We start from the raw sequence: 22,142 nt of genomic DNA on the forward strand, positions 1-22,142 counted from the left end.
GTTGCGGTGAGAGTCACAAAAATGACGAATACGGGGACGTGTTGCGGGAAAATGTTGGGAGTCAGTCAGGGCCAATCCACGTTAGCCCTGATTGAGAAACCGTTATGCTTTGCCTGCCGCCATACCAATCGCTAGCGTGGCAGCGATGTTACGCGCCGTTTTAAACACGTTATCCGCGGCGTTATCTAAGGCCTGCTCTAAAGTGCAAATGGTGTAAATCACGCTAAATACGGCATCCAAACCATGTTCATAAACCACATCGACATCATCTGTCAGGCTACCCGCAATGCCAATCACCGGTTTGTTATAACGTTTGGCGACTCTCGCGACACCAATCGGCACTTTGCCATGAATGGTTTGGCTGTCGATACGCCCTTCGCCGGTAATCACAAAAGTGGCATCACGAACCAAGGCGTCTAGACCGAGCGCATCCGTCACAATGTCGATGCCAGGGCTCAGCGTTGCTCCGCAAAACGCCAGTAGCGCCGCGCCCAATCCACCAGCAGCCCCTGCGCCTTCGACCTGATCAACGTCAATATCTAGATAACGGTTGATGACACTGGCGTAGTGCAACAGCCCTTCATCCAGTTGTGTGATCATGTCAGGCGTCGCGCCTTTTTGCGGGCCGAAAATAGCCGAGGCTCCTTCACTGCCTGTCAGCGGATTTGTGACATCACAGGCCACATCAATTTGGCACTGCTCAATCCGTGGGTCGAGCGCGCTGATATCAATGGTCGCCAGTTCAGTCAGTTTAGCGCCACCAAACCCAATCTGTTGGCCTTGCTTATCCAGCAGTTTGACCCCCAGCGCCTGTACCATACCGGCCCCACCATCATTGGTGGCACTGCCACCGATCCCAATGATGATATGTTTCACGCCTTTATTTAGCGCATGTAAAATCAGTTCGCCGGTGCCGTAGGAGGTGGTTTTCAATGGATTGCGCTGCGCCAATGGCACCAGTTCTAGCCCACTGGCGGCGGCCATCTCAATAAAGGCGCACTTCTCATCACCGGATATCCCATAAAAGGCATCCACGTTATCACCTAACGGGCCGGTCACATCCACCTTGATAATTTTACCGGCAGTCGCGGCAACCATGGCTTCTACCGTACCTTCGCCACCATCAGCAACGGGCAACTTGATATATTGCGCATCAGGAAACTGAGTACGGAAACCCGCTTCAATCTGCACCGCAACGTCTAGCGCGGATAAACTTTCTTTATAAGAATCCGGGGCGATGACAATTTTCATAAATGATTCAATCTCATGAGCTATCCGACGTCACGCAAGCGCCGACTTGATCCACCGCCGCTCGGAATACTTATCCGTATCGCTATGCGACCCAATGACCGGCACTCGCAAGTGCCGGCACCACGGATTAACGTGTCACTTCAACTTTGGCTAGTTTCTCGTAATAACAGGCCAATGCGCTGTGGTCGGCAGTGCCCAATCCATCGGCTTTCAATGCTTGCATCATTTCCATGACGGCAGCCGTCAACGGTAATTGTGCGCCGACACCGTGGGAGGTGTCCAAAGCGTTAGCCAAATCTTTGATGTGCAAATCAATGCGGAAGCCCGGTTTGAAGTTGCGATCCATCACCATCGGCGCTTTCGCTTCTAATACGGTACTGCCCGCCAATCCGCCGCGAATGGCTTGGAAGACCAGATCAGGATTGACGCCCGCTTTGGTCGCCAGCACCAGCGCTTCAGACATCGCGGCAATATTCAGTGCAACAACGACCTGATTAGCCAGTTTGGTCACATTACCTGCACCGATATCACCCGTGTGGACAACCGAGCCGCCCATCGCTTTCATGATGTCGTAGCACTTGTCGAATACGGCTTTATCCCCGCCTACCATCACCGATAACGTGCCATCAATGGCTTTCGGTTCGCCACCACTGACGGGCGCATCTAGCATGTCGATCTGTTTTAATGCCAGCGCTTCGCTGATTTCACGGCTGACCAACGGGGCAATCGAACTCATATCAATCACAACCGCGCCCGCTTTAGCGCCCTCAATCACGCCATTCTCACCCAATACCACCTCTTTGACGTGAGGGGAATTCGGGAGCATGGTGATAATAATATCGCATTCTGCGGCCAGCGCTTTGGGCGTTGCCGCCGCAGTAGCACCTGCACTGAGCAATTCATCCAGTGCCGCTGCATTGCGATCAAGGACGATTAATGAGTAGCCTGCTTTCAGCAGATTTTTACTCATTGGCTTTCCCATTATCCCTAAACCAATAAAGCCGATTTTCATTTGTGACTCCTCAATTAACTCGCCCAACCGTCAGCACGGTAGCGCTAAATGTTTGAAATAGAATGATGATTATTTCTTGAATTTGTCGCACAACGCCTGCGTTGCACTTCGAAACACACCCAAATCACTGCCGACGGCAACGAAGGTGGCTCCCCATTCCAGATAGCGGCGGGCATCAGCGTCAACCGGTGCCAGAATGCCGCTTGGCTTACCATGGGCTTTCGCACGCTCAAAAATATGACGAATGACTTTTTGTACTTCTGGGTGATTCGGCTGCCCCAAATACCCCAGCGCTGCCGAGAGATCTCCTGGCCCGACGAAAATGCCATCCACGCCATCCACCGCCGCTATCGCATCAATGTTATCGACCCCTTGCTGGCTTTCGATTTGGACTAATACGGTAATGTTGTCGTTAATGGTGGCGAAGTAATCCGGCACGGTGCCGTAGTTGTTGCCACGATGAGAGACCGAGACGCCACGTATACCGGCTGGCGGATAGCGGGTTGAGGCAACGGCACGGATCGCTTCTTCTTCGCTTTCAACAAAAGGAATCAGGAAGTTGTAGAAGCCGATATCCAATAAACGTTTGATAATAATGGGTTCATTACATGGTGCTCGCACCACTGGCGCGCTGTTACTGCCTTTCAGCGCCATTAACTGTGGAATGAATGTCGTGACATCGTTCGGGGCATGTTCACCGTCCAATACCAACCAATCAAAACCCGCCAGACCCAAGACTTCAGCTGAAATATGATTTGCCAGTGCGCTCCAGCAGCCGATCAGGATTTGCCCTTGTAGTAGGTTGCGGCGGAACTGATTTGGATAATTTTGGAGACTCATTTTCGATCCTTATGATAGAACGCCCGGTCTGAACGAAGGCTCGATGCAGGACGTTATGCAATTCAGGTTGCCAGCGCATACGGCAAGCATTCTGTCGCTTAATCTTGCGCCTGTTTCTGTACGATTGGGTATCGCTTCACTTCACGATAGCCATTATAGAAACCGCGTTCCAATAAGCCATCAGGCAAAAGAACAGGAATAATGATTTATTAACGAATGGTTATAGGCAGATGCACAAGATAATGCGTACTGCTTCACAGACTAGGGTGAGGTATAAATATGGAGACTCACGATAAGCAAGCTAAAGAGTTCGCCCAATCACACCACAGTAGTGATAAGGTAAAGCATCGACTGGAGAAGTACGCCACCGGATAGATAGGCTAATCTGTGTTGAACGCTCTACCTTGTTGGGCGGTTTGTATTATCAGTGGCGGTCAACCACACTTGCCAGAGATGAAGCTGGAGGAGAGCAACGTGCAACGTGAACAAGTATTAGGCAGTGCACTCAATCTGTTAGAGCAACAAGGGCTGGCAAATACTACGCTAGAGATGCTAGCAAAAGAAGTTTCAGTCACCGTCAGTGACCTGACCCGTTTTTGGCCAGATCGCGAGGCCTTATTGTATGACTGCCTGCGCTATCATGGTCAGCAGATTGATACTTGGCGGCGGCAATTACAGTTAGATGAGACGTTATCACCCAAGCAAAAGCTCTTGGCTCGTTACCAAACGCTCAGTGAGCAAGTCCAAAATCAGCGTTTCCCCGGTTGTTTGTTTATCGCCGCGTGCAGTTTTTACCCTGATGATGAGCACCCCATTCATCAATTAGCCGAACAACAAAAGCAAGCGTCACTGCACTATACGCAAGCACTGTTGCGCGAGATGGACGCGGATGATGCGAGTATGGTGGCACAGCAGATGGAGCTGATTCTGGAAGGTTGCTTGAGTAAGCTGCTGGTAAAGCGCCAATTGCAGGATGTTGAAGTGGCTAAACGGCTAGCAGAAGATGTTTTGGATGTTGCGCAGTGCCGGAAAAATGGTGCACTCAGTTAGTCCTGATAAGCTGATTTCGAGAGTGAAGTCGGTAAATTGCGCCCTATCTTGTCTGAAAAGAGAGCGATCAGCACAGTTTTAGTGGTTTTAGGCGATAAATTCGTTGACGATCAGCAGCCAATACGGTTTAATGCGCCCCGTTGCCCGGATAGCTCAGTCGGTAGAGCAGGGGATTGAAAATCCCCGTGTCCTTGGTTCGATTCCGAGTCCGGGCACCACTTTTAAAGAAACCAGCTTAATAGCTGGTTTTTTGCTTTCTGACGTTTGGACTCTTCATCAAACAGGGTTCGATTATTCGCCCTGCAAGCAGGTCTCACCCCTTCGGGGCCGTCGCAAGCGACGTTCAACACCGCTGCGCGGGTTGTCCGAGTCCGGGCACCACTTTTAAAGAAACCAGCTTAATAGCTGGTTTTTTGCTTTCTGGCGTTTGGACTCTTCATCAAACAGGGTTCGATTATTCGCCCTGCAAGCAGGACTCACCCCTTCGGGGCCGTCGCAAGCGACGTTCAACACCGCTGCGCGGGTTGTCCGAGTCCGGGCACCACTTTTAAAGAAACCAGCTTAATAGCTGGTTTTTTGCTTTCTGGCGTTTGGACTCTTCATCAAACAGGGTTCGATTATTCGCCCTGCAAGCAGGACTCACCCCTTCGGGGCCGTCGCAAGCGACGTTCAACACCGCTGCGCGGGTTGTCCGAGTCCGGGCACCACTTTTAAAGAAACCAGCTTAATAGCTGGTTTTTTGCTTTCTGACGTTTGGACTCTTCATCAAACAGGGTTCGATTATTCGCCCTGCAAGCAGGTCTCACCCCTTCGGGGCCGTCGCAAGCGACGTTCAACACCGCTGCGCGGGTTGTCCGAGATTGACGCATTCCTGCTTGAGCTCATAATAATGGCAACCCCTAAATAGATAGTATATTCTAATAGACTTTCAAAATTCGAATCCGGTAATCCATGGTTTCAGTAAAACTTAACAATGGACAGACATTCAGTTCCGACATTGGCACTTCGCTGCTGGACAGCGCCAAAGCAGCGGGCATCACATTGGAATACAGCTGTCGCACGGGTCGTTGCGGCGTGTGCAAAGCCACCGTACTCAGCGGAGATACTGAAGCTCACAGGGAAGAAACGTCACTGACTACCGAGGAAATTGCAGCAGGAGTGATTCTTACTTGCTGCCGCCATGCCATAAGCGATGTCGAGATTGATGCCGAAGACATTGGCGCTTTGGGCGACATCGAAGTCAAAACTCTCCCTTGCCGCATTGATACGATCACCCGTTTGGCTGATAACGTTGTGGAAGTACTCTTGCGAGTGCCTCCCGCCAGTAAGCTGCATTACCTTCCGGGTCAATATCTGGACGTGATCGGTGATGGCGGCCTGCGTCGCAGTTACTCTATTGCCAATGCCCCACGCACCGACGGCAAACTGGAACTGCAGATCCGCGAAGTCGAGCAAGGCGCGATGTCAAGATACTGGTTCGGCAACGCCAAACCGAATGATCTGCTTCGCCTAGAAGGCCCACTCGGCACCTTCTGCTTGCGAGACAAAGACGCCAGTACAATCGTGTTTCTCGCTACCGGCACCGGTATTGCGCCAGTGAAGGCAATGCTTGAGCAACTGCTAAGCAACCCGGTTCTGGCAGAAGGTAAGAAAATTCTCATATACTGGGGCGGGCGTACAGTAGACGATATTTATTGGGCTCCTCATTTCGAGAGTCTGAACGCGGTGTTTATTCCGGTATTGTCGCGAGCCAGCTCGGACTGGCAGGGGCGTACAGGCTACGTACAGAACGTCCTGCTGGATGATGGAATCGACCTCACTAAGGCGGTGGTTTACGCCTGTGGCTCGGAAAGCATGATTCATTCCGCCCGCGAAGCACTGACTATTGCTGGGTTACCTGTGAAACACTTTTACTCCGATGCATTCGTGAGTTCGAACTAATACTTATAAGGAACGGTTATGAAAGCGGTCATTCTGGCTGGTGGGCTCGGCACGCGTTTAAGCGAAGAAACCGGTACGCGGCCGAAGCCTATGGTTAAAATCGGCGGCAAGCCGATTCTGTGGCACATCATGAAAATGTACTCTTCCCATGGCATCAATGATTTCATCATTTGCTGTGGTTACAAGGGTTACATGATCAAGGAATACTTCGCCAACTACTTCCTGCATACGTCGGACATCACGTTCAACATGCGCGAAAACACCATGAAGATTCACGATCAGCGTGCTGAAGACTGGCATGTGACCTTGGTCGACACGGGCGAAACGTCGATGACCGGTGGCCGCCTGCGCCGTGTGGCAGACTATGTGCGCGATGAAGAGGCTTTTTGCTTCACCTACGGTGATGGCGTGGGTAGCATGGACATCAGCGCTGCCGTCGCCTTCCACAAGAGCCACGGCAAAGCTGCCACGCTCACCGCGACTTTTCCACCAGGCCGCTTTGGCGCGCTGGACATGAGTGAAGGCCATGTCCTGAACTTCAAGGAAAAACCTAAAGGCGATGGCGCTATGATCAATGGCGGCTTCTTTGTGCTTTCTCCTCAGGTGCTGGATTACCTAGAAGGGGACAGCACGGTCTGGGAACAAGGCCCGCTGATGAGCCTCGCCGAACAGGGCCAACTGATGGCGTTCGAGCATCCGGGCTTCTGGCAACCGATGGACACCCTGCACGACAAAAATCTGCTTGAGAAATTGTGGCAGAGCGGCAACGCACCTTGGAAAACCTGGGACTGAGAACGATATGAAAGCTTCTGTCTCCGCTGACTTCTGGAAAGGCAAAAAGGTCTTCCTCACCGGCCATACTGGCTTCAAGGGTAGCTGGCTAGCTTTATGGCTACAGGACATGGGTGCTCAGGTGAAAGGCTTTGCCTTGGCGCCGCCAACGACGCCTTCATTGTTCGAACAGGCACAGGTTGAAAGGGGTATAGAGTCGCAGATAGGCGACATTCGCGACCTGCATGCCATTACTGAGAGCATGGTTGCCTTCAATCCAGACATCCTGATTCACATGGCGGCCCAACCGCTGGTTAGGCTGTCGTACCGCGAGCCTGTCGAGACCTACTCCACCAACGTCATGGGCACCGTTCATGTGTTGGAAGCCGCGCGTCAGTGCCCCGCCCTACGTGCTATCGTAAATGTCACCACCGACAAATGTTACGAGAACCAAGAATGGGAATGGGGCTATCGCGAGAATGAACCCATGGGTGGCCATGACCCGTACAGCAACAGTAAGGGCTGCGTGGAATTGGTCACCAGTGCTTACCGCAACTCATTCTTTAATACCGAACACTCTGCTGCATTGGCCTCGGCACGCGCCGGCAATGTCATCGGGGGAGGCGATTGGGCCGACGACCGGTTGATTCCGGACATCCTGCGTGCTGTGGAACAGAGCAAGCCCGTTGTCGTACGTAACCCGAAGGCCACTCGCCCTTGGCAGCACGTACTTGAGCCGCTAAGCGGTTACCTTGTTCTGGCCCAGCACCTATGGGAGCATGGCCAGCCATTTGCCCAGGGCTGGAACTTCGGTCCTCGCGACGAAGACGCTCAACCTGTCGAGTGGATACTTGATCACATGGTGCAAGCCTGGGGGGATGGCGCTAGCTGGCAACTTGACAGCGACCCACAACCGCACGAAGCACGCTATTTAAAACTGGATATATCCAAGGCCCGCACTCACCTGAAGTGGGAACCAACATGGGGCTTGGAGACGACACTCACTCGCATCGTCAACTGGCATCGCGCCTGGTTGCAGAGCGATGACATGCATGCCCGTTGCATCGACGAAATCAATAGCTACATGGCAGCTATGCCACTGGCACTTAACCGATAATTAGATTGAACAGGAAATACTATGACTCCCGATATGCTCCGTCAGGAAATCAGCCAACTCGTTGAGCGCTACGCCCAAACTGCCTTGGCGGCTAAACCTTTTGTCGGGGGCGAAACTGTCATCCCTCCATCGGGTAAAGTAATCGGCGCACGTGAACTGCAACTGATGGTTGAGGCCTCGCTGGACGGCTGGCTGACCACTGGTCGTTTCAACGCTGAATTCGAGAAGAAACTGGCTGCGTTTTTGGGCGTGAACTACCTGCTGACCGTGAACTCAGGTTCTTCGGCCAACTTGGTTGCGTTCAGCACCCTCACTTCACCGAAACTGGGTGATCGTGCAATCAAAAAAGGCGACGAAGTCATTGGCGTCGCAGCAGGTTTCCCGACGACCGTTAACCCGATCGTTCAGTTCGGCGCGATCCCTGTATTCGTCGATGTTGAAATGAACACCCACAACATCAATGCAGACTTGATCGAAGCGGCCATCACGCCGAAGACCAAGGCCATCATGCTCGCTCACACCTTGGGCAACCCATTCAATCTGAACAAGGTGAAAGCACTGTGTGAAAAGTACAACTTGTGGCTGGTGGAAGATTGCTGTGACGCGCTGGGCGCGACATACGACGGCAAAATGGTCGGCACCTTTGGCGATATCGCCACGCTCAGCTTCTACCCTGCCCACCACATCACCATGGGTGAAGGCGGCGCTGTGTTTACGAACAACGCTCAACTGAGGCTGATCGCCGAATCGTTCCGTGATTGGGGCCGTGACTGCTACTGCGCGCCAGGTTGCGACGACACCTGCGGCAATCGTTTCGGACAGAAATTCGGTAGCCTGCCACAAGGTTACGATCACAAGTATGTGTACGCACACTTGGGCTATAACCTGAAAATCACTGACATGCAAGCCGCCTGCGGCTTGGCCCAGTTGGAGAGCGCACCGAAGTTCATCGAGACCCGCAAGCGCAACTTCAAACTGCTGAAAGAGCGTTTGTCCAGCCTTAGCGCCTTCTTGGAAATCGCCGAGCCTACGCCTAACAGTGATCCATCCTGGTTCGGTTTCCCAGTGACCTTGAAAGAGACTGCTGGCGTTAAGCGTGTAGATTTGCTGAAGTTTCTTGATCAACACAAGATCGGCACTCGGCTTCTTTTCGCAGGCAACCTGACTCGCCAACCGTACTTCCATGATGTGGAATTCCGCGTGGTGGGTGAGCTGACCAACACCGATCGCACCATGAACCAGACCTTCTGGCTGGGTGTGCAACCGTCGTTGGGTCAGGAACATTTCGACTACGTTGGTGAAAAACTGGAAGAGTTCTTCGGGATCGGTTTCTAACTTATGAAAGCATCAGATGCAGTAGCAAAAGTCCTAGCGGACACCCAAGTCATTTATGGTTTTGAGCTTATCGGTGGAATGATCACCCATTTGGTGGACAGCATTAACTTGCTTGGCAAAACCAAATTGGTATCAATGCACCATGAGCAAGGCGCCGCCTTCGCTGCATCTGCTGTCGCACGCGCGACGAATCACAAGGTGATGGGCGTGGCATTGGGCACGAGTGGCCCAGGTGCCACGAACTTGATCACAGGAATTGCCGATTGCTGGCTGGATAGCCACCCGTGTCTGTTCCTGACCGGCCAGGTCAATACGCATGAGCTCAAAGGGGAACGGGCCATCCGTCAACAGGGTTTTCAAGAGCTCGATAGCGTCGCGTTGGTGAGGAGTATCACCAAGTATGCTCACCAAGTCGGGCACATTGATGAACTGATTCCCTGCTTGCTCAAAGCGATTACCATCGCTCGATCAGGTCGCCCAGGCCCTGTATTGCTGGACATCCCCATGGACATCCAGCGAGCCGAGGTGGACGAGGCGGTATTGGATGAATTATTAAGCGTCTGGGCCTACGAGTCTTCGTTGGCACCGGAGCAAAGCGCCCCGTACGACGATGTATGGGCGTTGTTGGAAAAAGCGCAGAAACCCGTGTTCCTTATTGGTGGCGGCGCAGTCAATGTGCCAGGGTTCAGCCAATGGTTGAGCGAGGTCAGTAAACTGGGCATCCCTCACGTCGCAAGCCTTAAGGGTGCCGAGAAACTACCTGCCAGCGAGCATTACCTTGGAATGCTGGGGGCCTATGGCACCCGAGCAGCTAATTATGCCGTGCAGAACTGCGACCTGCTGATCGTGTTCGGCAGCCGCATGGATGTGCGCCAAACCGGCGCAAAGACGGAAACCTTCGCGCACAATGCACATATCGTGCAGTTCGATCTGGACGCTGCCCAGTTGGATAACAGGGTAAAAGCGCAACAGTCGATCAATGCCAACCTTGAGGCGGTATTTGCCTCTTTCGTCACCCATGCACCAAAACTTCAATCCGTCCCCACGGCTTGGCAAACGCACCTAGCGCAGGTGTTCGAGCAGTCGTTCAAAGATGAGTATACGGACTGGAGTATCAGCCCTTTCAAATTGTTCAGTACCCTCAACGAACTGGCTGAAGGTCAAGCGCTAGATTACGTCGTCGATGTGGGTAATAACCAGATGTGGGCCGCGCACACCTTGCGCCTAGACTCTCGTCAGGCTATGCACCATTCCGGCGGCCTAGGTACGATGGGCTTTGCCATTCCCGCTGCGGTGGGTGCCTGTATCGCTGGTGACAAGCCAGTTGTGGTGATTACTGGTGATGGCGGCGCCCAACTGAATATCCAGGAGCTAGATATCATCGCCCGTGAGCGCCTCCCCATCCTCACGGTGGTATTGAACAACCATTCCCTAGGCATGGTACGAGGCTTTCAGGAAATGTATTTCGAGGGTCGTAACTCCTCAACTTACTGGGATGGCTACACATCGCAATTCCAAGCACTGGGTGCTGCCTATGGCATCGATTCGCGGAGCTTGAGCGACCTGGAAACCTTCAAGGCGGCGGTGTCTGAGTTCCTAGCGAATGGGAAGCCGATGCTGATTGAGGTGTTGATGCCAGATGCACGGGAGTGCCGACCACGTCTGGAGTTCGGCCGCCCTATCAACGAACAGTCGCCGCTACTGGAACTGGGTCAATGAGACTCGCCATCCTAGGAGCGAGCAGCCATATCGCCAAGGACCTGATAGCCAGCATCCCGTCGACGACTTATCAGTGCACCCTGTTCGTCCGTGCGACCAGCACGTTGGATGCTGAGCTTCAAGAGACCGCGGCGCGCAAGGGATTTGCCGTCGTCACCTACGACAGCTTTGATGATAGCGACCAGTTCGATGCGATCATCAACTTCGTTGGCGTAGGCGATCCGGCTAGAGCGTTACAAATGGGTCAAGCCATTTTTACCGTCACTGAACACTATGACAACCTTGCTTTGGCCTATCTGCGCAGCCACCCTGAGTGCAAATACATCTATCTCAGTAGCGGCGCCGCCTATGGTTCCAATTTTGCAGCCCCGGTCACCGAGACCTCAACAGCAGTTTTTCCAATCAATGGCCTATTGCCCCAGCACTGGTATGGCGCTGCCAAATTCCAGACTGAGTGTCGCCATCGAGCACTGCCGGATGCGGCTATCGTCGATGTTCGTGTATTCAGCTATTTCAGTCATCGTCAGGCGCGCGAGGCACGATTTTTCCTGAGTGACATCCTAAGGGCACTGCATGCAGGGACGGTTCTGGAAGTGGCACCGGACGACATGCTGCGAGACTACCTTACCCCTGCTGACTTCATGCAGTTAATCGACCGAATATTGCAAGCACCTGCATGCAACAGTGCTGTGGACTGTTACAGCCTCGCGCCCGTCGGGAAATTTGAGTTGCTCGCAGCTTTGGGCGAGCAGTTCGGCCTGAACTTCACAATTGTCGGTGAGCAGTCCCAGGTGAATGCCACAGGCCAAAAGGCGCATTACTATTCGTACAATCGCAAGGCCGAGCAATTATTCGGCTATGTCCCCACCGATTCTTCGCTGAGCGGTGTGATGCATGAGATCAGGCAGGCACTGCATGCAGAAGACTGAAAAAGCATGCCCACGGATTAGCGCACTTCTAGAGGTAAAGCTGGTCCGTTTTTTGTTGGTGGGGGTGATGAATGCAGCGTTCGGCTACGGCTGTTTTGCTGCCTTTCTCTACCTCGGTCTGCATTACAGCATGGCTCTACTACTGGCCACGATCCTCGGCGTCTTATTCAACTTTAAAAGCATCGGTGCCTTGGTGTTTGGCTCGAAAAAAAATAGCCTCATCTTCCGTTTTGTGGCCGGGTATACCGTAGTCTACGGTGCCAACGTAGCAGGTATTGCTGCGCTTACATCACTAGGCGCGACCCCCTATCTAGCTGGCATCGCATTAATTTTGCCGATGGCTCTACTCTCATTTGTCATTAATAACAGGTATATATTCAATCATGCGTAAACTCATCAGCATAGTGACACCTTGCTACAACGAAGAAGCCAATATTGATGAACTTTACCAGCGCATCGTCGACGTTATGGCTCGCCTTGACTACGATTACGAACATATCTTCATCGACAACTGCTCAACGGATAACAGCCTCGTCAAGTTGCGTGCATTGGCGGCCCAAGACAAGCGGGTAAAGCTCATCCTGAACGCGCGAAACTTCGGCCATATCCGCTCGCCGTACTATGCTTTGCTTCAGGCTCGGGGCGATGCCGCAATATTGATTGCCTCTGACCTGCAAGACCCGCCCGAAATGATCGAAGAGTTCGTGAAAAAGTGGGAGGAAGGTTTCAAAACAGTCATGGCGGTGAAACCCGAAAGCGAAGAGTCGCGCCTAATGTTCTTCGCACGCCGTACCTACTATCGCTTCGTCACCCGTATCTCCGAAGTGCCGTTGGTGCAAAATGCCACGGGAGCAGGTCTATTCGACCGGGCCGTTCTGGACATACTGAAGAAGATTGACGACCCTTATCCCTATTTCCGTGGTCTGCTGTGTGAGATAGGCTTCCCGATCGCGACCGTGCCATTCAAGCAACCACGGCGCATGCGCGGCATAACCAAAAACAATTTCTACACGTTATATGACATTGCCATGCTGGGTATTACCAATCACTCCAAAGTGCCGCTACGGCTGATGGTGATAGGCGGCGCAATGCTCGCAGGGTTAAGCCTATTGGCCGCATTTGGGTTCTTGATCGCGAAGTTGGTATTCTGGAACTCCTTCCAAATGGGTATCGCGCCATTGCTCATTTCGTTGTTCTTTTTCAGCTCGGTACAGATCCTGTTCTTGGGGATGCTTGGGGAGTACTTGGGATCGGTTCACACCAAAATCCGCAATATGCCGTTAGTCATCGAAAGCGAACGCGTTAATTTTGACTAACCACTCTGGGGAATGCATTGAAATCTCTAATTAAACCAAGTGCCCATAGTGAAACTGAGATGAGTGCTTATCCAACATGGCGAGCGACGTTTGCCGCCGACTGGAAGCTGATAATCATCGGGACGATTGCGACTTTCTTCCTCGCAAGTATTTTCATGAGTGGCCTGCCCGACGGCTTGATACCCAACCTGACAACCCCCTATGCCTATTCGGATGATGGATTGTTCCATGCTTGGATGGCGCAAAGAGTCACGGAAGGCTGGCTGTTCGATAACGTCCGAAGTGGTTATCCATTCGGTTCAAGCTTCCGAGACTTCCCAGGCTCAGATTCTGGCGCTCACTTATTAATCAAAGTATTCGCGTTGATGAGTGGCGGCTGGGTAGGTGGCGTGAATCTTTTCTTTTTATTTGGATTTGCTTCCTGCTTCGTTGCCACCTACGTGACCGCTCGGGCTTTCTCTCTGAATCGCAGTTTTGCCGTGGCGATGAGCGTCCTTTACGCATTTGCCTCCTTCCACTTCTTTCGGTTAGGGCATCTTTTTTACACTTGGTATTTTGTCGCCCCGCTGTTTTTCTATCTGGCATTAGATATCTACCTGACCCGAGAGCCTACAGGTCGCACGGGACTTAAATCGACGCTTCGCAAACTCGTGGCGTCCGCTGTAGGCATGCTGGTTCTCGCCTCCTTCGGGGTGTATTACGCTTTGTTCGGGGTGATTATTCTCGCCACGGCCGGTGTCATGAACGCTATCAAAACTCGAAGCTCCCACGGTGCGAAAAAAGCGGCGCTACTCATCAGTGCAACCATTTTGGGCGTGATGTTAAACATCGCGCCTAACGTACTTGGGACTTATAAGGACGGTCCTAACCCGGAGATGGCTCAGCGTTCAATTGTCGAATCTGAAGTCTATGGGCTGAAGATGATGCAGTTGTTGATGCCACGGGCGGACCACCGGATTTCACAATTTAGAGAGATTGCCCAGAAGTATCAACAAACCCCCTTAGTCAACGAAAATGCTACTGCCTCGTTGGGTATCATCGGTGCTGCGGGCTTTATGATGGCGTTGTTTTACCTAATCTTCATCCCTGCACGGACGGGATCCGATGATAGGCTTCGCCTTCTGGCGGTCACGACATTTGTGCTGTTCCTGTTTGCAACTGTAGGCGGCTTAGGTTCGCTATTTGCGATGGTCATTTCCCCGTTGATAAGGGGTTGGAATAGAGACAGCATTTTCATCGCTTGCGGCGCCCTACTTTTCTTCTTCATCTCGCTCCAGCTTTTATTGCAGAAGAAAGCACCACGGTTTGCCAATCAGTCGGTAGCCATTGCAGTAGTACTGTTATTCGTGGGTATGTACGACCAAACCTTGCCAATCCGCAAAAACTATAATTCGCCCGTTAAGGCTTGGTTCGATAACGACAGAGACTTTGTCCAATCTATCGAAAAAGCGCTCCCTGCGGGGGGTGCGGTTTATCAGTTGCCTTACATAGGCTTTCCTGAAACACCGATAATGCACCGCTTACGCAGTTACCAAATGATGGCTGGTGTGCTGCATTCGAAAGACCTGCATTGGAGCTACGGTGGTACGAAGGGGCGGCCAGGTGATTTGTTCTATCGTGCGCTGGCAAAAGAGCCAATGTCGCATCAGATTGAGGTCATCCGCAAACTCGGCTTCGATGGCATTTATATCGATCGTCGCGGCTATGCAGACAACGGCGAAGCGATTATTAAAGAATTATCTCAGTTGCTACAGCAACCGCCTTTGCTTCAGAGTGACAACAAAGAATTGGTATTCTATAAGCTGGATAACAGCGCGCATCCAGACTTGGCAAGTCTGACAGCAAAGCAAATTCAGCGAGAGGCAGGGTACATTGCAGACGCTTTAGGCCCACGCTACAGCGCAGACTTGATCAGCGGAATAGACTTTACCCGGGCCAGTTGGCCTGACTTTATAGACGACGCCCAAGGTCTGTATGGGCCCGAGCCGTGGGGACGCTGGTCATCCCAACAAGCCGTTTTCAAATTTACCGACCCACTGCCGCAGAAATTCTCTCTTATACTGAATGCTCGAGCTTTTGGCGCGCAGGATCATGAACCGACTCTCGTCAGGATAGGCAGTCGTGAATACCGTATTCCGCTCACTGCAGGTTTCTCTGAAATCCGTCTGGATGTTGACCTTGCTGGCGAGAGCGCCGATAGCATCACCTTCATCCCACCCAAAGCGGTATCGCCTAAGCAGCTTACTGGAAGCTCGGATAGTCGGATTCTTGGCATCGGTTTCGTATCAATGCGAATAATCCAATGACAAAGTCGACCTGACGGATGAATCAGTATTCTTGAGTGTTAGCAGTTTTATCACCAGGGAGGCGCTGATCAACCTGCCACGCTAGCGTGGCAGGTTGGGTTGGCAGCTGGCCGCAATGTCGTTATCTTCTCAACGGGATTTGGGATACCGACCAGCAACCATGCGACACAACCTTTTTTCTACTGTAGGCAAGTCGCGTATGCTCCGAACGTTTTCGACGAACCGCTCATCGCACGACCCGATACCAAATTTCCATGCCACTTCGTTTCCCAATTGTTGGTCGAACTCCTTTACGTCCCCGTAGTTCCCCCGTGTTCGCCGTCTCTGAGTTGGACGAGATGGACGCCACTGGCCCCCCAATTAGACGACCAGCGCAACAGATAGTCGAAATGTCCTGACGTTTCGCTATACACAATTTGAGATAACGCCCTATATTTATGTTATTACCTTGAATTAAGCCGATTATAATCATCAAGCTATAGAACTATTTTTGCTAATGTGAGATTTTTATGAGGGTAATTCGAAAAAATAGGATAATGCTGGGTTTATTTTAAACGTCTTGTATCAAACTGGTGCGAACTGATGAATAAATATGATGATATTAAGCAGTTTAAAGATAAAATTGACATGCAAGGCATTAACTATAAAGAAATATCTGAAGGTGAATCCAACAACGGCGGATCTGCGTGGGCGCTAATCAAGCAGATGTCTTCGCAAGAGAACAATTCACTGTTGGAGAATGGTCGGACGACGCAGCCGACACCTCAGCCTGTTTCTGCCTCTGAGTTTGCCGAACCCAATGCACTCAATATGATGAGTGAAACGCAGCCAGCTAAAGTCGATGTTTTACAACATCCCAGAACAACAACACAGCCTGCGATAATGCAATCACTTTTCCCTGCGCCCCATACTGAGCAAGCTACGGCATCCAAACCAGTTACCGAGCAACCAACAGCCACTCAGCCTGTTGCTAAAGTCGAACCCGCTCCACCTATTTCATCGTCCCCATTTGATAAGCTTGGCTCAGATCATAAGACTGAATTTAAACATATTTTTTCACCAAAAGAGCCTCAACTGCGTCAGGCTGATTTTGCCGAGTCCTCACGGGATATTCCTTTACAATCTCTGCTAGAGAGCATCGCCTTATGCCGTTAGTTTGTATTTGTTCACCGAAAGGTGGTGTGGGTAAAACAACTTTTGCAGCCAATTTGGCGCATTCACTGGCACGTAGTGGTAGCAAGGTTTTAGTCATTGATTTCGATGTGCAAAACGCTCTGCGTTTACACTTCGGCGTGCCGCTATCAGACGAGCGTGGCTATGTCTCTGAATCAGATCATGCCTCTGATTGGAGCCAATTTATTCTTAAGGCTGGCACCAATACCTTCGTGCTGCCTTATGGCGATGTCGACGAAGATAAGCGACTGGCTTTTGAGCACGAACTCGTTGCTGACCCCCATTTCTTACAACGCGGATTGCACTCAGTGTTGAATTACCCCGGATTGGTGGTGATTGCTGATTTCCCGCCAGGGCCAAGTCCAGCACTCAAAGCCATGCAGGGGCTTGCCGATATGCATTTGGTGGTCATGCTGGCGGATACTGCCTCCTTATCATTATTGCCACAAGTCGAGAAAGGAAAGCTCATTGGTGCCCCATTTGAGAATAAAGAAGGCACTTATTTCGTGGTGAATCAAACTGATAATCGTCGCCAAATTAACCATGATGTTTCGCAATTCTTTGAACAGCGCTTAGGCGATAAGTTGCTCGGGATGATTCATCGGGATGAGTGCGTCCCTGAAGCCAACGCATCGCAGCGCTCTATTATTGATTTCAGTCCCGTATCCGCTGCCGCCTTTGATATTGAGCTCATCAGTAAAAAGGTTGCCGCCATTTTGGGCATTAAAATCGGTGGGGGTGAAGTTTACTCAACGCCTAAACATGACATATATAATTAGTGGCTGAATTCGATATGAAGAAAATTCAATTTTATCTTCTGCTGTTGCTGTTATTACCCATTATTATATTGGTCATCGTGACGCCGATGGACAGTAATAAGCAGTATATTTTTGGGATATTCAGTATTGCTGTTTTCTTTCTACTTGGTTTTAGCAAAAGTAGAAAAGTCACGATTGTGATGACAGTGCTATCGTTTTTGATGTCATCTCGATATATCTATTGGCGAACCACCGAGACACTACACTTTGGCTCAGTAACCGAAACCATATTAGGTATTCTGCTGTATACGGCAGAACTCTATATCTGGGTGATCCTATCGCTAAGCTATTTCCAAACAATTTGGCCGCTGAAAAGGCCCATTGAACCACTGCCCGATAACACCGATTTATGGCCAACCGTGGATGTTTACATCCCGACTTACAATGAAAGTCTTGATGTCGTAAAAGACACGATACTTGCAGCTCAGTGTCTTGATTATCCAAAAGAAAAACTAAAAATATATGTTTTGGATGACGGCAAAAGAACAGAGTTTGCGGTATTTGCTGCGGATGCAGGGGTCGGCTATATCACGCGTAACGATAACCGCCACGCCAAAGCCGGTAACCTTAACCATGCGATGAAAATCACCCATGGTGAACTCATTTGCGTGTTTGACTGCGACCACGTGACCACACGAGGCTTTTTACAAGCCACCGTTGGCGGTTTCCTGACGGATAAACGCTTAGCGTTGCTGCAAACTCCCCATTACTTTTATTCTCCCGATCCCTTTGAGCGTAATCTTTCGACTGGTCGTAATGTTCCCAATGAAGGTGAGCTATTTTATGGCCCCATCCAGCAAGGTAACGATAACTGGAATGCCGCATTTTTCTGTGGCTCGTGTGCGGTCATTCGCCGCAGTGCCTTGGATGAAATTGGTGGTTTTGCCGTTGAAACAGTGACCGAAGATTCACATACTGCCTTGAAACTACAACGTTTAGGCTGGAACTCTGCTTTTATTGCTATTCCATTAGCGGCAGGTTTAGCGACGGAGCGTTTAGCCTTGCATATCATCCAGCGAACACGCTGGGCGCGTGGCATGACACAGATCTTCCGAGTGGATAATCCACTGCTGGGCCGTGGACTCACGCTGCCTCAAAGATTGTGTTACCTCAACGCCATGATTTACTACCAGTTTGGTTTACCGCGCGTCATATTCTTACTCGCCCCATTAGGTTACCTGCTGTTTAACCAAAGCATTATTGCCTCTTCGGCGGAATTAATTTTTGCCTATGTACTGCCTCACTTAATTATGTCTCTTGCTATCAACTCCCGCAGTAACGGACGTTTCCGCTACTCATTCTGGGGTGAAGTTTATGAGACAGTGATGGCATTCCATTTGGTGATCCCGACCATTATTACGATGATTTCGCCTAAACGTGGCAAATTTAACGTGACGGATAAAGGCGATCTGCTTAATAAGAGTTTCTTCGATTTTAATATCGTTCGCCCTCATATTATTGCCGTCATTCTGATGTTCCTGGGGATTGCATGGGGCTTAGTCAGACTGGCATTGCCAGAATATTTTGGCGTGAATCCGAACGTTATTGCGCTCAACGTCGCTTGGGCAAGTTTCAGCGTGATCCTATTACTCGCCGCGATTTCTGTTGCGCGAGAATCGAAACAGACACGTAAAACGATCCGTATTGATGTACAAGTGCCAGCCATTATTCACTATAGCAATGGCGTCTCACTGCGCACGCACACCATTGACCTGTCAATGGGCGGCGTTCGTCTCGCCATCAACGAGGGCAATTACCCCACTGAAGGAATCGAAGAGGTGGAATTGTCATTGCACCGCGGTGTGGTCAGCCTTCCTGTTAGCCTGATTAATGTGGAGCAAGATGCAATCCGGTTAATGTTTGGTGAGATCCCACTGAATAAGCGCCGTGAATTGGTACGAATTGTCCTCGCGAGGGCGGATGCATGGATTACAGAGCCGCACCCTCAAGATCGACCATTACATTCACTGGCCAGTATTATTCGCTGTGCGTTTGAACTCTTCTATCTACCGTTGAAAGAGCGTCGTGCCAGAAAGAAAGACCTTGTTCTGCTGAAAAAAGGAAATGAGGCATGAAGGTGATATTGAGCAAACTATTGCCGTCAGTTTGGTTTGCCGCTGTGATGGTCTCTGGCTCTCTGATGTTCATGCCGGTCAGTGGATTTGCAGCCGATACAGTTTCAAGCGCAGGACAACAAATGACTGATGCGGTGACTGAAGGCGACTTCCCATTATTGCCTCGGCCGCAAGGAGAGAGCACCGCGGCAGGTGGCATGGACTCTGGCGAGACAGCACTCCCATCAGAGAGCTATCCCGCCCCCGTCAGTGCACCGGAAAATAGCTTACCGCCAGACGCGGCGATAGCCCCCCCTAACACGGGGACTTCCACCTTGGTAACACGTCCAGCGTCATACAATTCGCTCGTGAATACCAATATTACGGTGAAAGACATGGGGCAACCCAACGGCCTGCTATTAAGTGGGGGGCAGTTACAATCCGGTATCGTATTCACACTGCCAAATGACTTAGTGATCACCAACGCCAAGCTATCGTTGGCACTAAAAATATCGCCAGAATTGGCGAGCAAAAATTACAATTTGCAGTTAATGCTGAATGGGCAACCGCTGGGTGCGATACCCCTGAATCAATCCAGTGATAAAAGTGCGGTATATCAAGTGGATGTTCCCGCAGCGATGATCGTTGCGACCAATAATCTGAGCATGAGCATTACCGGTGACAACAATGCATTGCAGTGTGAAACCGACCAATTAAATAAATTCTGGGTGAGTATTTTACCGACCTCGAGTATTCATTTAGAAGGGCAACAACTGAATCTCGGTAGGAATCTAGGCATATTGCCACGGCCATTCTTCGATATCATGCAAATGAAAGAAACGAAAGTCGCCATGGCATTCCCAGCCAATATTCGTGCAGATATCATTGCCGCCGCCGCTGGTGTTGCTTCTTGGTTTGGTTATCAAGCCAATTACCGTGATATCGACTTCCCGGTACAGTTTGATTCATTGCCTGAAGGGAATGGGATCCTATTTGGCAAGCCCGGTGAACATATCGGGGACTTGATCCTGCCAGAGAGTAATGGCCCTAGCCTGCAATTAATTGATAACCCTATCAATCCAGTGGCTAAGTTATTATTGGTGATTGGCCGCAATGATGGAGAGCTGCGCCAAGCAGTTTGGCGTTTAACATCAGAAGACTTACCACAAGATGTCAGTAGCCTAGAGGTTAAACCGCAATCTATTCCTAAAAGTTTGCCGTATGACGCCCCACGTTGGATTAATACCGAACATCCGGTGCTGCTGAAGTCATTAGTGCCGAACTTAGATGCGCTTACCGCTAATGGTATTTACCATGACGGTATTCGTGTCGGATTCCGAGCGGCACCTGATCTATTTATGTGGGATGGCGAAACCATTCCAATCCATATTGGCTACCGGTTCCCGATTGAGAACTGGATTGATGAAAATACTTCCCAACTCAACGTCTCAATTAACGATACGTTCTTATATAACTTGCCGGTCAATAAAAAAGGGCTGGTTGAAACCTTGTGGCGGAAGATGGGCGGCGATACCCGTCAAGAAAGCTACTCACTCCGTTTAGCCCCTTATTTGATTTATGGCGATAACCAATTAGAGTTCTATTTCGCCATCAATCCCAAAGCGGGAACGCCGTGTAATGTATTAAATAACAACAATATTAAGAGCCGCATTGAGCCGGATTCTTATATTGACCTTAGCCATACTTATCACTTTACCTTGCTGCCGAATCTGTCTTATTTTGTCGGCGCATCTTTCCCTTTCACCCGCTTAGCTGATTTCTCGCAAACCTTGATTATCTTGCCGGAAAAACCCAGCAAAACGGAAGTTCGTACCTTGCTCGATTTAGCTGCTCGCGCAGGTAACTCAACGGGTAAACCCATTATCAATGCTCGAGTCAAACTCGGCATACCGGCGAATGCGCAAGATGACTCACTCTTCACGGACAACGATATTTTAGTGGTATCGGTGTTAGAACATGCAGATTTCGCCCAGACGTTATTTGCGGGAACGTCATTCCACTTAGAAAACGGGGTATTGTCGGTGAAAGCGCCGTCAACCGTGGAAAAGGTTGTCGATTATCTCACTGGATTTTGGTTCCGCCAGCAAGTTGAAGCCGATCGCTACCTCTCCTCTACCGATAATTGGCGTGGCTTCTTGAGTTTCCGCTCCACTTGGAATCCACAAAAAGTGGTGGTAATGGCCACCGCAACGGGTGATGACCAATTAGTCAATATTCATGGCGATTTGAAATCATCAAGCGTTAACGCTGGCGTTCGAGGTGATTTGGCGATTATTACCAATGAAAATGGCGTGCGCAGTTTTAGCGTCGGGGAACAGTTCCCGCGAGGGGAATTACCTTGGTATCAAATGATTGTTTGGTATGCCAGCCAGCATATTGTGATTCTGGCATTACTCGCCCTACTGGTTTCAGCCATGATTGGTTTGAGTATGTATGGCTTATTAAAACGCCGAGCAGCATTACGCTTAGGTAAAGATCCTGAAAAATGA

At 50.6% G+C, this 22,142-nt stretch carries 17 protein-coding genes and 1 tRNA gene; 15 read left to right on the top strand and 3 right to left on the bottom strand.

From position 1 onward, the window contains the following. Positions 1-102: 102 nt before the first annotated feature. From DA391_RS20595 to garL, 3 genes are all read right to left on the bottom strand, one after another. Positions 103-1,251, bottom strand: a complete 1,149-nt coding sequence (locus tag DA391_RS20595; protein WP_050080949.1) for a glycerate kinase — start codon at positions 1,249-1,251, stop codon at positions 103-105. Between the two features lie 127 nt (positions 1,252-1,378). Continuing rightward, positions 1,379-2,263: a 2-hydroxy-3-oxopropionate reductase gene (garR, locus tag DA391_RS20600; RefSeq protein ID WP_050080950.1), complete on the bottom strand. Its 885-nt coding sequence runs from the start codon at positions 2,261-2,263 to the stop codon at positions 1,379-1,381. A gap of 69 nt (positions 2,264-2,332) precedes the next feature. Continuing rightward, a complete protein-coding gene (gene garL, locus DA391_RS20605; RefSeq protein ID WP_108088159.1) occupies positions 2,333-3,103 on the bottom strand; it encodes a 2-dehydro-3-deoxyglucarate aldolase in 771 nt (256 codons plus the stop codon). A gap of 474 nt (positions 3,104-3,577) precedes the next feature. On the opposite strand from garL, the gene DA391_RS20610 reads away from it, so the two are divergent. From DA391_RS20610 to bcsB, 15 genes are all read left to right on the top strand, one after another. Further along, positions 3,578-4,153, top strand: coding sequence for a transcriptional regulator (locus DA391_RS20610; protein WP_050081028.1), 576 nt, complete (start codon positions 3,578-3,580; stop codon positions 4,151-4,153). Positions 4,154-4,295: 142 nt separating this feature from the next. Next, positions 4,296-4,371, top strand: a tRNA-Phe gene (locus DA391_RS20615). A gap of 733 nt (positions 4,372-5,104) precedes the next feature. Further along, positions 5,105-6,094 carry an FAD-binding oxidoreductase gene (locus DA391_RS20625; protein WP_050080951.1) on the top strand — a complete coding sequence of 330 codons (990 nt, stop codon included), beginning with the start codon at positions 5,105-5,107 and terminating at the stop codon, positions 6,092-6,094. An 18-nt stretch (positions 6,095-6,112) separates the two neighbouring features. Further along, complete coding sequence (gene rfbF, locus DA391_RS20630) at positions 6,113-6,886, top strand: glucose-1-phosphate cytidylyltransferase (protein WP_050080952.1); 774 nt, start codon at positions 6,113-6,115, stop codon at positions 6,884-6,886. A 7-nt stretch (positions 6,887-6,893) separates the two neighbouring features. Continuing rightward, the gene (gene rfbG, locus DA391_RS20635; protein WP_050874629.1) at positions 6,894-7,982 is read left to right on the top strand and encodes a CDP-glucose 4,6-dehydratase; all 1,089 of its coding nucleotides are present in this window, start codon (positions 6,894-6,896) and stop codon (positions 7,980-7,982) included. Between the two features lie 21 nt (positions 7,983-8,003). Beyond that, entirely contained in the window at positions 8,004-9,317 is a 1,314-nt protein-coding gene (gene rfbH, locus DA391_RS20640) for a lipopolysaccharide biosynthesis protein RfbH (RefSeq protein WP_050080954.1), read from the top strand. A 3-nt stretch (positions 9,318-9,320) separates the two neighbouring features. Continuing rightward, positions 9,321-11,036, top strand: coding sequence for a thiamine pyrophosphate-binding protein (locus DA391_RS20645; RefSeq protein WP_050080955.1), 1,716 nt, complete (start codon positions 9,321-9,323; stop codon positions 11,034-11,036). Then, positions 11,033-11,965 (top strand): NAD-dependent epimerase/dehydratase family protein, encoded by a 933-nt coding sequence (locus DA391_RS20650; protein WP_050080956.1) that lies wholly within the window; start codon positions 11,033-11,035, stop codon positions 11,963-11,965. The genes DA391_RS20645 and DA391_RS20650 overlap by 4 nt, the downstream gene beginning before the upstream one ends. Then, positions 11,952-12,356 carry a GtrA family protein gene (locus DA391_RS20655; protein WP_050080957.1) on the top strand — a complete coding sequence of 135 codons (405 nt, stop codon included), beginning with the start codon at positions 11,952-11,954 and terminating at the stop codon, positions 12,354-12,356. Before DA391_RS20650 ends, DA391_RS20655 begins: the two co-directional genes overlap by 14 nt. Continuing rightward, positions 12,349-13,281, top strand: a complete 933-nt coding sequence (locus DA391_RS20660) for a glycosyltransferase family 2 protein (RefSeq protein ID WP_032899095.1) — start codon at positions 12,349-12,351, stop codon at positions 13,279-13,281. The genes DA391_RS20655 and DA391_RS20660 overlap by 8 nt, the downstream gene beginning before the upstream one ends. 17 nt (positions 13,282-13,298) lie before the next feature. Continuing rightward, complete coding sequence (locus DA391_RS20665; protein ID WP_240624767.1) at positions 13,299-15,587, top strand: DUF7024 domain-containing protein; 2,289 nt, start codon at positions 13,299-13,301, stop codon at positions 15,585-15,587. Positions 15,588-16,169: 582 nt separating this feature from the next. After that, complete coding sequence (locus tag DA391_RS20670; protein WP_050080960.1) at positions 16,170-16,742, top strand: cellulose biosynthesis protein BcsO; 573 nt, start codon at positions 16,170-16,172, stop codon at positions 16,740-16,742. Next, positions 16,733-17,539 (top strand): cellulose biosynthesis protein BcsQ, encoded by an 807-nt coding sequence (gene bcsQ / locus DA391_RS20675; RefSeq protein WP_049605024.1) that lies wholly within the window; start codon positions 16,733-16,735, stop codon positions 17,537-17,539. Before DA391_RS20670 ends, bcsQ begins: the two co-directional genes overlap by 10 nt. A gap of 14 nt (positions 17,540-17,553) precedes the next feature. Continuing rightward, the gene (gene bcsA, locus DA391_RS20680) at positions 17,554-19,653 is read left to right on the top strand and encodes a UDP-forming cellulose synthase catalytic subunit (RefSeq protein ID WP_072084675.1); all 2,100 of its coding nucleotides are present in this window, start codon (positions 17,554-17,556) and stop codon (positions 19,651-19,653) included. Beyond that, positions 19,650-22,142, top strand: coding sequence for a cellulose biosynthesis cyclic di-GMP-binding regulatory protein BcsB (gene bcsB, locus DA391_RS20685; RefSeq protein WP_240624769.1), 2,493 nt, complete (start codon positions 19,650-19,652; stop codon positions 22,140-22,142). Before bcsA ends, bcsB begins: the two co-directional genes overlap by 4 nt.

Source organism: Yersinia massiliensis (assembly GCF_003048255.1).
GTDB classification, from domain to species: Bacteria; Pseudomonadota; Gammaproteobacteria; order Enterobacterales; family Enterobacteriaceae; genus Yersinia; species Yersinia massiliensis_A.

What these genes read in the sequence shown, in the direction of transcription:
- DA391_RS20650 (WP_050080956.1), top strand. Translation starts at nt 11,033, where the DNA reads ATGAGACTCGCCATCCTAGGAGCGAGCAGCCATATCGCCAAGGACCTG.
- DA391_RS20625 (WP_050080951.1), top strand. Translation starts at nt 5,105, where the DNA reads ATGGTTTCAGTAAAACTTAACAATGGACAGACATTCAGTTCCGACATT.
- bcsB (WP_240624769.1), top strand. Translation starts at nt 19,650, where the DNA reads ATGAAGGTGATATTGAGCAAACTATTGCCGTCAGTTTGGTTTGCCGCT.
- rfbH (WP_050080954.1), top strand. Translation starts at nt 8,004, where the DNA reads ATGACTCCCGATATGCTCCGTCAGGAAATCAGCCAACTCGTTGAGCGC.
- DA391_RS20670 (WP_050080960.1), top strand. Translation starts at nt 16,170, where the DNA reads ATGAATAAATATGATGATATTAAGCAGTTTAAAGATAAAATTGACATG.
- rfbF (WP_050080952.1), top strand. Translation starts at nt 6,113, where the DNA reads ATGAAAGCGGTCATTCTGGCTGGTGGGCTCGGCACGCGTTTAAGCGAA.
- DA391_RS20645 (WP_050080955.1), top strand. Translation starts at nt 9,321, where the DNA reads ATGAAAGCATCAGATGCAGTAGCAAAAGTCCTAGCGGACACCCAAGTC.
- rfbG (WP_050874629.1), top strand. Translation starts at nt 6,894, where the DNA reads ATGAAAGCTTCTGTCTCCGCTGACTTCTGGAAAGGCAAAAAGGTCTTC.
- DA391_RS20595 (WP_050080949.1), bottom strand. Translation starts at nt 1,251, where the DNA reads ATGAAAATTGTCATCGCCCCGGATTCTTATAAAGAAAGTTTATCCGCG.
- DA391_RS20660 (WP_032899095.1), top strand. Translation starts at nt 12,349, where the DNA reads ATGCGTAAACTCATCAGCATAGTGACACCTTGCTACAACGAAGAAGCC.
- bcsQ (WP_049605024.1), top strand. Translation starts at nt 16,733, where the DNA reads ATGCCGTTAGTTTGTATTTGTTCACCGAAAGGTGGTGTGGGTAAAACA.
- garR (WP_050080950.1), bottom strand. Translation starts at nt 2,263, where the DNA reads ATGAAAATCGGCTTTATTGGTTTAGGGATAATGGGAAAGCCAATGAGT.
- DA391_RS20655 (WP_050080957.1), top strand. Translation starts at nt 11,952, where the DNA reads ATGCAGAAGACTGAAAAAGCATGCCCACGGATTAGCGCACTTCTAGAG.
- garL (WP_108088159.1), bottom strand. Translation starts at nt 3,103, where the DNA reads ATGAGTCTCCAAAATTATCCAAATCAGTTCCGCCGCAACCTACTACAA.
- bcsA (WP_072084675.1), top strand. Translation starts at nt 17,554, where the DNA reads ATGAAGAAAATTCAATTTTATCTTCTGCTGTTGCTGTTATTACCCATT.